The organism is Klebsiella sp. K47 (assembly GCF_051858335.1).
In the GTDB taxonomy this organism is placed as follows: domain Bacteria; phylum Pseudomonadota; class Gammaproteobacteria; order Enterobacterales; family Enterobacteriaceae; genus Klebsiella; species Klebsiella pneumoniae.
The window spans coordinates 1-237 of record NZ_JBPYUI010000246.1 but is presented as its reverse complement, the minus strand read 5'-3'; the positions used below and the strand labels follow the sequence as shown (position 1 = coordinate 237).

The following is a 237-nucleotide window of genomic DNA, read 5'->3' as shown; positions in this document are numbered from 1 at the left end:
GCGGACATGGCAACTCCAGTAACAGCGGTGTTCAGGGGGAGGGATGGTGCTGACGTGCGAGCAGGGCGGCGCCCCGCGCACCGCCGGCATCGCCGAAGGTGGGCGGCAGGATCGGCGGCACGCGCACGCCGGTGAACAGGTACGGCGCGCTCGCGGCCGGCAGATCGCGATACAGCTGCTCCAGCTTGGACAGCCCACCGCCGAGCACGATCACGTGCGGATCGAGCGCGAGAATCA

General features: G+C 70.0%; 1 protein-coding gene. It reads right to left on the bottom strand.

What is annotated here, in order from left to right; genetic code table 11:
* Positions 1 to 31 precede the first annotated feature (31 nt).
* Positions 32 to 237 (bottom strand): ROK family protein (locus RRF55_RS27895; protein WP_439419286.1); only part of this gene is annotated, 206 nt, incomplete at its 5' end.